Here is a 14,127-nt window from a genome sequence, read left to right on the forward strand (position 1 = left end):
TTCCAGGCGCTTCTCCGGCAGTTCTCGACGCTGTTTCAGAGCGGCGACTACGCCGCCGCCCCCGTGATGGAGGAGGCGATCGCCGTCTATGGCCGGAATCCCGGCAATCCGATCGAACGCGCCAGCCTCGCCTATTATCTCGCGCTTGCCCATGTGAATGCCGGAAATGCGTCGGCGGCCCTCAACACGACGCAGGCAGCCTTTGCCTATCGCCCCGAGCTTGTGAGCCGCTATCCGGAATTCTACTGGATAGAAGGGTGGGCCAAGGCAAGGCTCGGCTTGATCGCGCAGGCGGTCGCGTCCTATTCGGCCGGCATCGGCCTGGCGGAAGCCTACAATGAAGCCGAGCCGGGCCGGTTTGCGCCTGAAACGCTTGCGGCCCTCAGGGTTCAGGAGGCCTATCTCTCGGCCCGCTCCTCCACCGTTCCGTCGGCGGCGCTGACGACCGGCGTGTTCGACGCGCTGGCCGACATGCCGGACAATGACAGCGGCGCAAAGGCGCTCCGCCGGTCAATCCTGGCGATGATCGACGATCCGGAACATTCCTCCTGGAGCCAACCCGGCGTCTGGGCGCCCTTCGTCACCGTCGGCTGGTAGGCCATCATCCGTTGGCGGCTTCGCGTCCCGATGACAGTGCCCGCAGGGCATTGAGCACCACGGCGAGATCGATTGCCTCCTGCAACAGCGCGCCGGCGACGGGATCGAGATAGCCGGCGGCGGCAAAGCCCATCGCCGCGATGGAAAGAACTATGCCGGCGATCATGCTCTGGTAGGCGATCCGCATGGTGCGGCGGGCGATTGAGAAGACCGGCACCAGAAGGCCGAGGTCATCCAGAAGCAGCACCGCATCCGCCGCCTCGACGGAGGCCGCAGAGCCGCGCGCGCCCATGGCGACGCCGATGTCGGCCGCCGCCAGCGCCGGCGCATCGTTAACGCCGTCGCCGACCATCATCACCGCGCCGTTCTTGCGCTCGGAGAGCACGCTCAGCACTTTCTGGTCGGAGGAAAGGTTCGAGAGCACGCGGTCGAAGCCGAGACCGGAGGCCATGTGTCGCGCCGCCGCCTCGGCATCGCCCGTCGCGAGCACGATGTTCTCCACGCCATTGCCGCGCAACGTGTCGAACACCGAGCGGGCGCCGGCCCTCACCTGATCGGAAAAATGCAGTTCGCCGGCGCGCGCTCCGTCGACCAGAACATGGACGACCGAGGTGCCGGCCGGCGTCGCGGCCTTCTCCCAACGGCAGGAAACATCGTGGCCGCGCCGGCGCGCCTCGGCAAAGCGCCGTCCGCCGACCACTACATAACGGCCATCGACATAGCCTTCGACGCCTTCTCCCGGCGTCTCGACAACCCTTTCGGGCTGGCTGAGCGAAAGCTCCTTCCGCTTCGCCGCAGCAACGAGCGCGCTGGCCATCGGATGTTTGCAGGCAAGATCCAGCGAGGCGGCAAGCTGAAGCAACGCGTCCTGTTCATAGCCGTCGGTGGGCCGGATCTCCGTCAGTCCCGGCCGGCCGACGGTGAGCGTGCCGGTCTTGTCCAGCACCACGGAACGGACTGAAGCGATCGCCTCGATGACCCTGCCGCCCTTCAGCAATATGCCACGTCGAGCCGCGGAGGAGACGCCGGACATCAGCGCGACCGGCACGGCGAGGATCAGCGGACAGGGGGTCGCGACCACCAGCACGGCGACCACGCGCAGCGGATCGCCGGTAACCCACCAGGTGGCGGCGACGCCTGCAAGCGTCGCGGCCAGGAAGAACAGCGCGTAGCGATCGGCAAGGCGCGCCATCGGCGCTTTCGCGGCCTGCGCCTTTTCCACCAGGCGGACAATTCCGGCATAGGTGCTCTCGGCGGCCGCGCGCCGCGCCGTCATGTCGAAGGCATCGCCGACATTGGTCGCCCCGCTCAACAGGCTTCCGCCGGAGGCCTGGCGCACCGGCTCGGCCTCGCCGGTCAGCGCCGACTGGTCGAGCACGGCCATGCCCGAAAGAAGCTCGCCATCGGCCGGTATGACATCGCCCCGGCGGATCAGCAGGCGATCGCCCGGCAGGACGGTTTCGACCGCAACCTCCTCGGTGTGTCCGTCGCGATAGCGCAGCGCCGTGCGCGGCGCGCGTTCCAGCAGCGCCGTCATCTCGCGGCGCGCCCGGCGGTCGGCGAGAACCTCAAGATAGCTGCCGCCAGCATACATCAGCGCGACGATGGCTGCGGCCAGCGTCTCCCCGAAGGCGAGCGCGCCCGTCATCGACAGCGCCGCCAGGAGGTCGATGCCGAACTCGCCGCGCTTCAGAGAGGAGACAGCATCCGCCAGCAGAAAGGCGAGTACCGGCAGGGTCGCGACGAAGAAGGCCGCGACCGCCAGTTCCGCGGCGCCGGCATAGCGCGCGGCAAGCCCGGCCGACAGGCCGACGAGGGGAAATGCGACGAGCAGTCGCCTGATCTGTTCGCGTGACGTCATGGCATGCGCCTTTCGCGGGCCGTCCGGCCCGACCTCTTGCCGTTCATCGCCACCATTCTTGATGGAAGCAAAAAAACGGCAATGATCGAGGTCATGTCCGGCGCCGGACGGGAAAAATGGAGCATCGACGCCGGAGCGCCGCCGCCCCGCGGTTCAGCCGCCCATCCGCCGGATCGTCCCGCCCGCGATATAAGTGACGCCCTGAACGGCCTTGATGACCGGCGCATCGGGCTTCTCGATCCTGCGGCGCAGAAGCCGGATCGCCTCCTCGGCCATGCCGATGCGGTCATAGCGGATCGTGTCGAGACGCGGCGCCGTCATCGCCGACCAACTGATGTCGTCGAAGCCGATGACGGAGAAGTCGTCCGGCACTGTCAGGCTGTTCTCGCGCGCGGCCTGCATCGTGCCAATGGCCATCAGGTCATTGCCGCAGACCATGCCGGTCCAGTCCCAGCTTTCGTGCTCGCCGAAATAGCGCTTGAAATATTCAAGCGCGGTCTCGTGGCGGTCATGACCGATGACCAGTTGCTCGCCGCTCGCGTCCGGACACTCCGACACGGCGTCGAAAAAGCCGCGCATGCGCTCGCGCGGGCTGTAGCGCAGATTTCCCGCCACGAACAGAAGCCGCCGGTGGCCGGCCTCGAGCATCGCCTCGGTGGCGCGCTTCATGCCGGCGTAATTGTCGACGATCACGCTGTCGAAGCGCATCCTGGTATCGACATTGTTGACCAGAACGAGACTGCCGTTTTCCTGAAAGAAACGAGCAACTTCCGGGATCGGGTCGACATAGAACATAAAGGCGGTGGCGGTCCCGTGCTCTTCCGCCTGGCGGGTGACGAAATCAATATCCAGGTCTTCCTCGGGAAGAAGCTTCGGAAACAGCTGGAGCCCGTTTTCGGCGGCGGCGGCCACCATCCCGTCATAGGTTTCCTGGAAGATCGGATGCAGGCCGCCCGTAACCGGATGCATGGGCAGATAGACCACGGTCTTGATCTCCGCCTCCGGCATGCGCGCGGGCAAAGCCCTTTCGCGCTCGCTGTAGCCCAGTTCCTCGGCAATGCGGCGCACCCTTTCGCGCACCACCGGGCTGATGCGCTGCGCACCGCCGAGCGCGCGCGAGACCGTGCTGATCGAGACATCGGCCCGAAGCGCGATGTCCGCCTGACTGATCTTCTTGCCCCTGGTCGTCATCGAAACCCTCCCCGTTTCGCCTTGCCGACGGCGAAAGCGCTAGAGCGCCGTGCGTCCATTCGGACGCACAAAGGACGCTCTAACCTATTGAATCTACGCATCGTTCTTTCCGAAAATCGATTCCGATTTTTGGGCTGATGCGCTAGCCATGCGCCGCGCCCCGCCGCTTCATCAGCAGCACCCAGACGATCAGCATCGCTGCAATACCGATCAGCAGGGATTGCTGCAAGTCGAGGGTATCGCCGAGACCGCCGAGCGTGACCGCGCCGAGCGCCGGACCGACCCGAAAGATGATGCCGTGCAGCGACATGACCCGCCCGCGCAGATGGGCGGGGCTGCCAAGCTGCAGCACGGTCTGCGAGGCAACCCCGCCGGCGGCCAGCGCGCCGCCGAAGAGGACCGCGCCGATGAGCGCGACCGTGACATTCTCCGTCAGCGCCAGAACCAGCGCCCCGAGAACCGCCAGAAGCGTCCCCCAGACGGCAAGCGGCACCTGCATGCGCGCGCCGCCGATCATGTTGGCGAACCCGGCGATAATGGCGCCCAGCCCCATGGCCGAGGACAGGAGCGCCAGCGTTTCGGCGCCGCCGTCCAGCACCCGGTCGGCAAGTTCCGGCAAAAGCTCGCTGATGGGCCGGATCAGGAAGGCGGCCGTTGCATAAAGCATGAAGACGAAGGCAACCGTTGGCTCCACGAAGATCTGCCGCATTCCCTCGGCAATCTTCAGCCAGATCGAGCCATCCCCGGAAAGCCGCGGCAGGACATTGAAGCGCACGACCATCAGCATCAGGAAAAACAGCCCGGCGAAGCACGCCGTCGCCACAAGCGCGACAGCCCCTCCGAAGGCTGCGATCAGCCCGCCGGCAAGCGCCGGGCCGGCAAAGCGGGCGAGATTGAACAGGATGGAATTGAGCGAGATCGCGGTTCCAAGTTCGGCATTGTCGACAAGCCCGGTGATCGCCGCCTGGCCGGCAGGCTGGGCAAAGCCGACGACAACGCCGTTGACCGCCATCAGCGACAGCAGGAGCGGAATGCTCAGCGCGCCCTGCATGGCCAGAAAGGCCAGCGCGGAATAGATGCAGACCGTTGAGAACTGGACCCGCATGAGGATCGCCCGCAGATCCGCCCGGTCGGCCACGACGCCGGCATAAAGCCCGACGAGCACGGTCGGGATCATCTCCGCCGTCACGGCGAGGCCAACCCAGACCGATTTATGGGTCAGTTCCCAGGCGAGCCACGCGATCGTCGTCTTGAACATCCACTGCGCCAGAAGCCCGGATGCATTTCCGAGCGTGTAAAGCGCGAAATTGCGCCGGGCAAAAAGCGTGCGCAGGTCCGTGGCTGCCGACATGACGCCCCCTATCGCGTCATGCCGCGGGCATCGACGCGCCACTCGGAAACGCCGCCATTCTCCAGGACGAAAATGCTGTCGTGGAGATTGGAAACCGGACAGACATGGTTCGGGATGACCCTGAGCCGTTCGCCGATTTCCGGCTTTTTCGCTGAGGTCGAAAGGTCGACCATGCCGTGCTCCTCCGTCAGCCGCTCGATCACGGCATCGGGGTATTCGCGGATCAGCCCATGGCCGGAACCGCCCTTGCCGGCAGGATCGCTGGTCAGCGATTTGGTGCCGGCATCGATAATGGCGCGATCGGGCGTCGGTCGGCTGACGACGGTCACAAGAACGTCAAATGCGCAATCCTTGAGTTCGGCGTGGCCAACGCCCATCATCATCCGGTCATTGTAGAGGTAGGTGCCGACCCTTAGCTCATCGATGACGCCGAATTCATGGGTTCTGAAGGCATTCGGCGTGCCGCCGCCGGATACTTTCGGGATCGCGAGGCCGGCTGCCGCAAAGGCGTCGCGCGCCCGTTTCACGAAGGCGACCGAAGCCTCGCTCGCGGGATAGGTCATCAACCCGTCGAAGGAGAGATGCGGCGTCTCACCGACCTTTTGCGCCAGCGCCAGCGCCTCCGCCACGGTGACGACGCCGGTGCGGCCAAGCCCGCTGTCGAACTCCACCAGGACGCCGATATCCGCGTCGGCCATCCGAGCCGCCGAAGCCACCGTCTCAAGCGCCGCCCGGCTGTCGATGGCGACGCTCATCTTCGCGCGTCTGGCCAGCGCCGCAAGCCGCCTGGCCTTGATCGGGCCGATCAGCGGATAGGAGATCAGGATATCCTCAATCCCCGCACCGACCATCACCTCGGCCTCGCCCAGCTTCTGGCAGGAGATGCCCTTGGCCCCGAGCGCAAGCTGGCGCTCGGCCAGCTTGACGCTCTTATGGGTCTTGATATGCGGCCTGAGCGCAATCCCGTGGTCGTCGCAATAATCCTGCATCCGCTTCAGATTGGCATCGACGATTGCAAGATCGACGAGGGGAACGGGCGTATCGAGGTCTTCGATTTTCAATGCTTCACGTCCTTTTTTCGGCCCTTGCGGCCACAACACATGCCCGTCAGATGCGCTTGCCGGTGGTCGAATCGAAACAATGCTCCTTGCCCGCCTGCGGCTTGACATAGAGCGTTGAACCGGATTCCGCCTCCAGACGCCAGCGGAAAAGCGCAACGACCGCCTGACCGGCGATCTTCCCGTAGACGTAAGTATCAGCCCCTGTCTGCTCGATCAGGTCGACAACCAGCGGCAGCCCAGCGCCAAAATCGGCAAGCTCGACGTTTTCCGGCCGGATGCCGACCTTTATCGCCTCGCCAACCTCGGCATTGACGGTTTCCGGCAACGGCAGGGAAACCGAATCGTCAAGGACGGCCATGGGTCCGCCATCGGATGAGGCCACGGTGGCCTCCAGCAGGTTCATCGACGGCGAGCCGATGAAGCTGGCGACGAACAGGGTTTCCGGCCGGTCGTAAAGTTCTAGCGGCGTGCCGATCTGCTCGATATGGCCGCCATTCATCACCACGATCCGGTCGGCGAGCGTCATCGCCTCGATCTGGTCATGGGTCACATAGATCGAGGTCCGGCCGACCTTCTTGTGCAGCGCCTTGATCTCGGTGCGCATCTGCACGCGCAACTGGGCATCGAGGTTGGACAGCGGCTCGTCGAAGAGAAACAGTGAGGGTTCGCGCACCACCGCGCGGCCCATGGCGACGCGCTGGCGCTGGCCGCCGGAAAGCTGGCGCGGATAGCGCTCCAGATAGGGCTGGAGATTGAGGATTTCTGCCGCCCGCTCGATCTTTGCGGCGATCTCGTCCGCCTTCTCGCCGCGCAGTTTCGGGCCATAGGCGATATTGTCGCGCACGGTCATGTGCGGGAACAGGGCGTAGGACTGGAACACCATGGCGATGTTGCGCCGTTGCGGCGGCACGCCATTGGAGCGGTGCCCGCCGATCAGAAGGTCGCCATAGGAGATATCCTCCAGCCCGGCAATCATGCGCAGAAGCGTGGATTTTCCGCATCCCGACGGCCCGACAAGCACGACGAACTCGCCATCGGGAATGCGCAAGTCGATGTCGAACAGAACCTGGTTGTCGCCATATTGCTTGTTGATCTGGTTGAGGACGAGATCGGCCATCCTACTGGTCCTCCAGCGTCAGTTCGCGCGACATGGCGAGATTGCCCGCCATCAGCCCGCCATCGACGGGCAGCGTGACGCCGGAGATGAAGCCAGCGTCATCCGACGCCAGAAAGGTGATCGCCTTGGCGACGTCGACGGGCTGGGCGACCCTGAGCAGCGGATACCATTTCTTCAGCCCGTCCAGCACATCGGGCTTTCGCGCGATACGATGGTCCCAGGCGGGCGTCTGCACCGTACCGGGGCACACGATATTGGCGCGGATATTATGCTCGCCATATTCCGTCGCCATGGTGCGGGTGAGCGAGACGAGGCCCGCCTTGGCGGCGCTGTAGGCCGGCTGGCCGAAGGTTGCGAGACCGTTGACCGAGCCGACGATGACGATCGCGCCATGCTTCCTCGCCTTCATGCCATCGATGACGACCCGCACCGTGTTGTACTGGCCGGCGAGATTATCGGCGACATCCTGGCGGAAACGCTCGGGCGAAGTCTTGTCGAGCGTGGTCGTGGCGCCGCCGGTATTGGCATTGGCGACCACGATATCGACCGGACCGAGTTCGGCCACGCCGGCATCGACGGCGGCCTGCAGCGCATCGATATCGGTGATGCTGGCGGCGGCGCCGGCAACCGGATACCCCTCCGCCTTGTATCCCGCGACCGCCGCGTCAACCGCATCCTGCCTGATATCGGCGATGATGACCTTGGCGCCCTCGGCCAGAAAGTCTTTGACGACGGCCGTGCCGATTCCGCCGACGCCGCCGGTGACGAGCGCGACGCGCCCTTCCAGTCTCTTCATGTCAGTTCCCCGTTCTTATAGGCATTCATGGCACGCCCGGCCCATTCGAGACCGCTCCGGCGCACATGTCCGTAATTGTAGAAACCAAAGCCATCGACGCCGGCGTCAGCCAGCGCGGCAACGGTCGCGGCAAACCCGCCCTCCTCAAGATAATCGGGGGCGGCGGGGCGCAACACGGCGCGGATCGAAGCCTCAGGCCCGCAGCGCAGACGGATTTCATCATATTCGGTCAGCGCTGTTTGCCGGGGCGGTCGATAGAAACAGACCTCCAGCCCGTCGGCCGCCTTCGAGAGCCCGGCAAGGTCAGACCCTTCCAGATAGGAAAGACCGAGCGGCTGGTTGACCGAGGGGATGATGTAGACGGCGGCGTCACCGCGCACGGCGGCGCGAATCTCTCCCACCAGCGCGGTGACGACATCGCAGCGCATCTTCAGAAAGTTTGACAGGTCCGGGTCAGTGACGAGATCGCCCTCAAAACGCGCCCGGTTGGCATCCGGGTCCGGTTCGTAATCCGCCTCCAGAGCAAGGCGGATACGGCTTTGAACACGATCCCTAAGTCCGTCGAAATCAATATCGGCACCTTGCGCGTTTTTTGCACATTTTGCGCAAAAACAAAGTCCCAGGTAGTTTTCTGTGCCCGGCATCGACCCGAGCAATGCAAATTCGTGATGATAGCCGTGGCGGAACGGCAGAAAGCCGGGCGTCTCCAGCGACAGTCCGCCAACACCCGGATTTTCGGCAATCTCGCGGCACAGATTGATCGCATATTCCCGGACATCCGGATGAGACGGACACAGCGCATACGGATAGCGATCGCCAAAGGCATTCTCGACCGTGCAATCGGGAAATTTCATGCCGAGATGACTGTTGTGCAGGAGCACCGTCCAGGCATTGAGCGCGATGTCGCCACGCGCCGAAAACCGCTCGAATATGTCGTGTCGCTGCGCCAGATCGCCTGTATCCGGGGCAATCTGACCGTAGTTCTCGCGCCGCGCACGGAAATGAACATGCCCGTCCTGCGGAAAGAATATCTTCGACCCCTTGCCCTCGGGGCGCGTGAACTTGCCCGCGTGATAGGCGGCCGCGAGCGTCAGCGTATTCATGCCAAGCCGATGCATTTCCTCGACAAACGCGTCGTCGGCCCAGTCCGCAAGGTCCCATGTATAGGCAAACATGGCGCGATAGTCCGGTCTTTCTGTTCCCGTCTTCAGTCTCTTCATTATTGTCCCGTCTGGTCGGTCAATTGTTTTTCGAAAAGCTTACACGGCACTTCAGTTTGCGCAATATGGGAATTTGCACTTGTTTGTATTTTTTGCATTGACGCGTTTGGAAACTTCGGAATACGCTTCCGATCGTAGGGGAACACCGGCAGAAAGCCGGGACCAACTGGAGAACAATTATGCATCAGACCAGAAAGGCACTGCCGCGCGCAGTGCGCCTTGCGCTTGCCGCATCCTCGCTTGCCATGATCTCCGCCGGCGCGGCTTCCGCCGATACGGTGCGGGTCACCATTCCGGAATATTCGTCGAAGACCATGCCGTATTTCCAGCAGGCGGCCGACGCGTTCATGGCGGAAAATCCCGATACCACGATCGAGCTCGAAATGGTGCCCTGGGCAAACCTCCAGCAGAAACTGGTGACCGATATTTCCGGCGGCGTGAACGCCGACCTCGCCGTCATCGGCACGCGCTGGATCCTTGACTATGCCGAGCAGGAGGTGATCGAACCGCTCGACGACTATATGGACGACGCCTTCAAGGGCCGGTTCTTCGAAACCTTTCTGACGCCCTCGGTCGTTGACGGCACCACATTCGGCCTGCCGATCGCCGCCTCCGCCCGCGCCATGTTCTACAACAAGGACCTGCTCGAAGAGGCCGGCTATTCCGAGCCGCCGGCCACCTGGGACGATCTGATCGAAGCCTCGAGAGCGATCAAGGCGCTCGAAAAGGACGGCGTCTTCGCCTACGGCATCCAGGGCAAGAGCACGGAAACGGACGTCTATTTCTACTATCCGATGTGGAGCTATGGCGGCACGATCCTGACCGAAGACGGTCTTTCCGGCGTCAACACCGAGGCCGGCGCCAAGGCCATGGACATCTACATGACCCTCATCAACGAGGGACTGACCCAGCCGGGCGTCACCGATTACCAGCGCGCCGATATCGAAAACCTGTTCAAGCAGGGCAAGCTCGGCATGGTGATCACCGGCCCGTTCCTCTCCAACCAGCTCAAGGAACAGGCGCCGGACCTGAACTACGGACTGGCCAAGGTGCCGGCCGGCACGACATCGGCCACCTATGGCGTCACCGACTCGATCGTGATGTTCGAGAACTCCGACGTGAAGGACGAGGCCTGGGCCTTCCTCGACTTCCTGTTCACAACCGACCAGCGCGTCAAGTTCGACGAGGCCGAGGGCTTCCTGCCGGTGAACAGGCAAGAGGCAGCCATGCCGATGTTTGCCGACAATGAAGACCTGAAGGTCTTCACCGATCTTCTCGCCGGTGCCCATTTCGCGCCCCTCGTCGCGGGCTGGGAGGAAATCGCCGACAGCACGATCACCGATCTGCAGGCAACCTATCTCGGCCAGATGGAGCCGGATGCGGCGCTTGCCGATATCGAATCCCGGGTCAACGACATTCTCGAGTAAGGCGGCCCGCAATGCCAGTTTCTTCACAACGCTCCGCCCCCAATCCGGACAGGGTGAACGGCGCTGGCATTGCGGCCACCGCCGAATATGAAGCCGGGCCTTTTTCGGCCTGGCGGAAAAGGATGGTGCCGGTGCTGTTCATCCTACCCGGCCTCATCCTCTCCGCCTTCATCATCATCTATCCGGTCTGGGAACTGATCCAGACATCGCTGCGCAAGGTCACCCGCTTCGGCAAGGTGACCGGCCTCAATGACTTCGCCAATTTCGAAGCGGTTTTCTCGGATACGCTGTTTCAGGAAGCCGCCGTCCGCTCGGTCTGGTGGACGCTTCTCGTGGTCGGCGGAACGCTGATCTGCGCCGCCGGGATCGCGCTGATCCTGAACGAGAAATTCCACGGTCGCGCCATTGCCCGCGTCATCATCATGCTTCCCTGGTCTGTGTCGCTGTCGCTGCTGACCGTCGTCTGGCGCTGGGCGCTCAACGGCGAGACCGGCTACCTCAACCACCTGCTGGAACAGCTCGGCATCATCGACGGCCCTGTCGTCTGGCTTGCCAGCGGCTCGACGGCCTTCACCGTCATGATCCTGATCGGCATCATCGTCTCGATCCCGTTCACGACGACGATCTTCCTCGGCGGTCTCTCCTCGCTTCCGGGCGACCTCTACGAAGCCGCGCGCATGGAAGGCGCGTCCCACTGGCACTGCTTCAGGACCATCACCGTGCCGATGATGCAGCCTTACGTGAACATCGCGATCGTGCTCAACGTGATCTACGTCTTCAACTCCTTCCCGATCATCTGGATCCTGACGGAGGGCGGGCCGGCGAACTCCACCGACATTCTGGTGACCTATCTCTACAAGATCGCGTTCAAATACGGAAAGCTCGGAGAGGCTTCCGTCGTATCGCTCCTGATGTTCGTCTTCCTTCTGGCTTTCGCGGCGCTTTACCTGCGGCTTGTTTCAAAGGACCCGGCCAATGCCTGACAGACGACGCTCGCTCATCTACTGGATCGTCCTTTCGCCGCTGCTGCTGATCAATCTCTTCCCCTTTGCGGTGATGATTTCCACCGCGCTGACGCCGGCCGACGAGGTGGTGTCCGGCGACACGCAATGGATCCCCAGCCGTTTTGCCTGGGAAAACTTTGTGGACATGTGGCAGACGGTCGATTTCGGCACGGCCCTGATGAACTCGCTGGTGGTCGGCATCGTGACGACCGTGCTGACGATCGTCGTTTCGGTTCCCGCCGCCTATGCCATGGTGAGGCTAGACTTCAAGGGCAAGACGGCCTTCCAGACCTTCCTGCTGATCACCCAGATGTTTTCTCCGGTCGTGCTGGTGATCGGGCTTTTCCGCCTCGTCGTCGGCATCGGCGCGCTGGATTCACTCATTGCCCTGTCGATCCTCTATTGCTGCTTCCATATCGCCTTTGCGGTTTGGATGCTGCGCTCCTATTTCGCCTCCATCCCGGCGGAACTGGAACACGCCGCCTGGCTTGAGGGCGCGTCCGCCTTCCACGCCATCCGCACGGTCTTCGTGCCCATGGCAGCCCCCGCCGTTGCGGTCACGGCGATCTTCACCTTCATCGGCGCCTGGAACGAATACGCGCTTGCGCTCGCCATCCTGCGCTCATCCGAACATTACACCCTGCCGCTCAAGATCGCGGCGCTCTCCTCCGGCCGTTACCAGGTCGAATGGCATCATGTGATGGCGGCCACCTTCGTTGCCACCATTCCCGTCGCCATCGTCTTCATGTGGCTGCAGCGCCATATGATCACCGGGCTTTCCGGCGGCGCGGTGAAGGGTTGAGATCCAAAAGACAAAGGAAAACACAAGATGTCCACAATCGAACATTTTCACGCACCCGAGACCTCGCCGAGCGCCGCCCCCCTGAGCCCCGCCGTCCGCGCCGGCGATTTCGTGTTCGTCTCCGGCCAGGTGCCGGTCATGGATGAGGGCTCCATCGCTGCCCATGACATCGAGGCGCAAACGACGCAGGTGATGAAGAACATCGAAAAGGCGCTGAGGCTTGCCGGTTGTGAAATGGCGGACGTCTGCAAGACCACCGCATGGCTGCATGACGCCCGCGATTTTGGCCGCTTCAACAAGGCCTATTCGGCCTTCTTCACGCCCGGCAAGTTCCCGGCGCGGACCACAAGCGAGGCGAAGCTGATGATCAACATTCTCGTCGAGATCGAGGCCGTCGCCTACAAGCCGCTATAGGTTCCGAGCACCACGAACGAACAAGAACGATCCGCCACGAGCAATCGGCGGGCATGATATGGAGTCCTTTGAAATGACAGAAACCGCAGCGCCTGCCGCCTATGACCTTATCCTGAAGGGCGGGCGCGTGCTCGATGAGCGAAACGGCCTGGATGGCTTTTTCGACGTGGCCGTCAGCGACGGCAAGATCGCCGCCGTCGCAGCGGATATACCCGTCGCCGGCGCAAAATCGGTTCACGATGTCAAAGGCAGGATCGTTGCCCCCGGCCTGATCGATCTCCACACCCATGTCTATCACAAGGCCACTTCGCTCAGCGTCGATCCGGATATGATCGCGCGCCGCTCGGCAATCACCACACTGGTGGATGCCGGCAGCGCGGGCGCGGGCAATTATGACGGGTTCCGCGACTATGTGATGGCCAATTCACCCTATCGCATCCTGGCCTTTCTCAACATTTCCTTTCCCGGCATTTTCGGCTTCGACAAGGGGCTCTTCATCGGCGAGGCGACGCTTCGGGACATGCTGCCCGTCGATCGCTGCGTGGCCAAGATCGAGGCAAACCGCGACAGGATCATCGGCGTCAAGGTGCGCATCGGCGGACCGGCCACCGGCGAACTGGCGCTCGGCGCGCTGGAACTGGCGCTGGAAGCCGCCGACAAGGTCGGCCTGCCGCTGATGACCCATATCGGCGGTCCGCCGCCAAGCTATGCCGAAGTCGTCTCGATGCTCCGGCCCGGCGATATCCTCACCCATTGCTACCGCCCCTCGCCCAATTCGGCGCTGACGGAAGACGGCGACATCCTTCCCGAAATCACCGCCGCGCGCAAACGCGGCGTGCTCTTCGACATCGCCCACGGCATGGGCGCATTTTCCTACGAAACGGCGGAACCGGCGATCCGGCAGAACTTCCTGCCGGACATTATTTCCTCCGATGTCCATGTCGTCGCCGTCGAGGGACCGGGCTATGATCTGCTTCACGTCATGAGCAAGCTCTATAATTGCGGCCTGTCGCTCCCCGACGTGATCGGCATGTCGACGAGCCGCCCTGCTCTTTCGATCCGCCGGCCCGACCTCGGCCATCTCGGCGTCGGCGCGCCCGCCGATATCTCCGTGCTCGATGATTGCGAGTCGGATTTCATCTTTTCCGATGTGCGCGGCGAGGAAAGGCCGGGCAAACGCATCCTCCAGCCCGTCGCCTGCTATCTCGGCGGCAAGGCGATGGAGGTCGGGCGGCGTCCTTTCGAGGAACCCTTCCTCACGCGTTGCGGCTGTTGCTGAGGGGCCC

At 63.2% G+C, this 14,127-nt stretch carries 13 protein-coding genes; 6 read left to right on the forward strand and 7 right to left on the reverse strand.

What is annotated here, in order from left to right; genetic code table 11:
• Positions 1-66: 66 nt before the first annotated feature.
• Positions 67-597: a hypothetical protein gene (locus JET14_RS12160; protein WP_200333828.1), complete on the forward strand. Its 531-nt coding sequence runs from the start codon at positions 67-69 to the stop codon at positions 595-597.
• Positions 598-601: 4 nt separating this feature from the next.
• Here the strand turns inward: JET14_RS12160 and JET14_RS12165 are convergent, their stop codons facing one another.
• The 7 genes from JET14_RS12165 to JET14_RS12195 form a co-directional block, all read right to left on the reverse strand.
• On the reverse strand, positions 602-2,458 hold the full coding sequence (locus tag JET14_RS12165) for a heavy metal translocating P-type ATPase (RefSeq protein ID WP_200333829.1): 1,857 nt from the start codon (positions 2,456-2,458) through the stop codon (positions 602-604).
• A 153-nt stretch (positions 2,459-2,611) separates the two neighbouring features.
• Complete coding sequence (locus JET14_RS12170; RefSeq protein ID WP_200333830.1) at positions 2,612-3,649, reverse strand: LacI family DNA-binding transcriptional regulator; 1,038 nt, start codon at positions 3,647-3,649, stop codon at positions 2,612-2,614.
• Positions 3,650-3,791: 142 nt separating this feature from the next.
• Positions 3,792-5,000, reverse strand: a complete 1,209-nt coding sequence (locus JET14_RS12175) for an MFS transporter (RefSeq protein ID WP_200333831.1) — start codon at positions 4,998-5,000, stop codon at positions 3,792-3,794.
• Between the two features lie 8 nt (positions 5,001-5,008).
• On the reverse strand, positions 5,009-6,061 hold the full coding sequence (locus tag JET14_RS12180) for an alanine racemase (protein ID WP_246750303.1): 1,053 nt from the start codon (positions 6,059-6,061) through the stop codon (positions 5,009-5,011).
• A 46-nt stretch (positions 6,062-6,107) separates the two neighbouring features.
• Entirely contained in the window at positions 6,108-7,178 is a 1,071-nt protein-coding gene (locus JET14_RS12185) for an ABC transporter ATP-binding protein (RefSeq protein WP_200333833.1), read from the reverse strand.
• 1 nt (position 7,179) lies between these two features.
• The gene (locus JET14_RS12190) at positions 7,180-7,974 is read right to left on the reverse strand and encodes an SDR family oxidoreductase (RefSeq protein WP_200333835.1); all 795 of its coding nucleotides are present in this window, start codon (positions 7,972-7,974) and stop codon (positions 7,180-7,182) included.
• Positions 7,971-9,194, reverse strand: coding sequence for a hypothetical protein (locus JET14_RS12195; RefSeq protein ID WP_200333837.1), 1,224 nt, complete (start codon positions 9,192-9,194; stop codon positions 7,971-7,973). The genes JET14_RS12190 and JET14_RS12195 overlap by 4 nt, the downstream gene beginning before the upstream one ends.
• Positions 9,195-9,373: 179 nt before the next feature.
• On the opposite strand from JET14_RS12195, the gene JET14_RS12200 reads away from it, so the two are divergent.
• From JET14_RS12200 to JET14_RS12220, 5 genes are all read left to right on the forward strand, one after another.
• Positions 9,374-10,621, forward strand: coding sequence for an ABC transporter substrate-binding protein (locus JET14_RS12200; RefSeq protein WP_200333839.1), 1,248 nt, complete (start codon positions 9,374-9,376; stop codon positions 10,619-10,621).
• Between the two features lie 122 nt (positions 10,622-10,743).
• Positions 10,744-11,604, forward strand: coding sequence for a carbohydrate ABC transporter permease (locus JET14_RS12205; RefSeq protein WP_246750629.1), 861 nt, complete (start codon positions 10,744-10,746; stop codon positions 11,602-11,604).
• The gene (locus JET14_RS12210; protein WP_200333843.1) at positions 11,597-12,427 is read left to right on the forward strand and encodes a carbohydrate ABC transporter permease; all 831 of its coding nucleotides are present in this window, start codon (positions 11,597-11,599) and stop codon (positions 12,425-12,427) included. Before JET14_RS12205 ends, JET14_RS12210 begins: the two co-directional genes overlap by 8 nt.
• A 27-nt stretch (positions 12,428-12,454) precedes the next feature.
• Positions 12,455-12,841 carry a RidA family protein gene (locus JET14_RS12215; protein ID WP_200333844.1) on the forward strand — a complete coding sequence of 129 codons (387 nt, stop codon included), beginning with the start codon at positions 12,455-12,457 and terminating at the stop codon, positions 12,839-12,841.
• A gap of 73 nt (positions 12,842-12,914) precedes the next feature.
• Complete coding sequence (locus JET14_RS12220; protein WP_200333845.1) at positions 12,915-14,120, forward strand: amidohydrolase/deacetylase family metallohydrolase; 1,206 nt, start codon at positions 12,915-12,917, stop codon at positions 14,118-14,120.
• Positions 14,121-14,127 lie beyond the last annotated feature (7 nt).

It is taken from the genome of Martelella lutilitoris (assembly GCF_016598595.1).
GTDB lineage: Bacteria > Pseudomonadota > Alphaproteobacteria > Rhizobiales > Rhizobiaceae > Martelella > Martelella lutilitoris_A.

Coding starts and splice junctions, on each gene's coding strand:
- JET14_RS12210 (WP_200333843.1), top strand. CDS start 11,597: ATGCCTGACAGACGACGCTCGCTCATCTACTGGATCGTCCTTTCGCCG.
- JET14_RS12190 (WP_200333835.1), bottom strand. CDS start 7,974: ATGAAGAGACTGGAAGGGCGCGTCGCGCTCGTCACCGGCGGCGTCGGC.
- JET14_RS12195 (WP_200333837.1), bottom strand. CDS start 9,194: ATGAAGAGACTGAAGACGGGAACAGAAAGACCGGACTATCGCGCCATG.
- JET14_RS12205 (WP_246750629.1), top strand. CDS start 10,744: ATGGTGCCGGTGCTGTTCATCCTACCCGGCCTCATCCTCTCCGCCTTC.
- JET14_RS12185 (WP_200333833.1), bottom strand. CDS start 7,178: ATGGCCGATCTCGTCCTCAACCAGATCAACAAGCAATATGGCGACAAC.
- JET14_RS12160 (WP_200333828.1), top strand. CDS start 67: ATGGAGGAGGCGATCGCCGTCTATGGCCGGAATCCCGGCAATCCGATC.
- JET14_RS12165 (WP_200333829.1), bottom strand. CDS start 2,458: ATGACGTCACGCGAACAGATCAGGCGACTGCTCGTCGCATTTCCCCTC.
- JET14_RS12170 (WP_200333830.1), bottom strand. CDS start 3,649: ATGACGACCAGGGGCAAGAAGATCAGTCAGGCGGACATCGCGCTTCGG.
- JET14_RS12215 (WP_200333844.1), top strand. CDS start 12,455: ATGTCCACAATCGAACATTTTCACGCACCCGAGACCTCGCCGAGCGCC.
- JET14_RS12175 (WP_200333831.1), bottom strand. CDS start 5,000: ATGTCGGCAGCCACGGACCTGCGCACGCTTTTTGCCCGGCGCAATTTC.
- JET14_RS12200 (WP_200333839.1), top strand. CDS start 9,374: ATGCATCAGACCAGAAAGGCACTGCCGCGCGCAGTGCGCCTTGCGCTT.
- JET14_RS12220 (WP_200333845.1), top strand. CDS start 12,915: ATGACAGAAACCGCAGCGCCTGCCGCCTATGACCTTATCCTGAAGGGC.